General features: G+C 67.5%; 1 protein-coding gene. It reads right to left on the bottom strand.

The genetic code is table 11. The features are described from left to right. Positions 1-80 precede the first annotated feature (80 nt). On the bottom strand, positions 81-400 hold a 320-nt coding region (locus JHD69_RS20565; protein ID WP_199142171.1), incomplete at its 5' end, for a hypothetical protein.

The raw sequence follows: 400 nt of genomic DNA, 5'->3' as shown, positions 1-400 counted from the left end.
CCCCCCCCCCCCCCCCCCCCCCCCCCCCCCCCCCCCCCCCCCCCCCCCCCCCCCCCCCCCCCCCCCCCCCCCCCCTGTTTTCAAGAATCAGACGGATAACGCGATAATGTGTACTGTGTCGTGGGCTCGTAGATGTGTATATGAGACAGGAAAGAAAAAAGCGCCAGGTTTTTGAAAAGGGAAGCCGATTTGGCTACGGCCAGTACGCTGATTACCACCCAAATGCTCAATATCCTGAAAGAGATCGAGGCCTGTCTCTTATACACATCTGACGCTGCCGACGAACCACGACATGTGTGGATATGGGGGGGGGGGGGAGGAGAGAAAAGGGGGGGGGGGGGGGGGGGGGGGGGGGGGGGGGGGGGGGGGGGGGGGGGGGGGGGGGGGGGGGGGGGGGGGG

The organism is Pedobacter sp. ASV12 (genome assembly GCF_016429155.1).
Lineage (GTDB): Bacteria > Bacteroidota > Bacteroidia > Sphingobacteriales > Sphingobacteriaceae > Pedobacter.
This window is presented reverse-complemented; position numbering and strand designations above follow the sequence as displayed.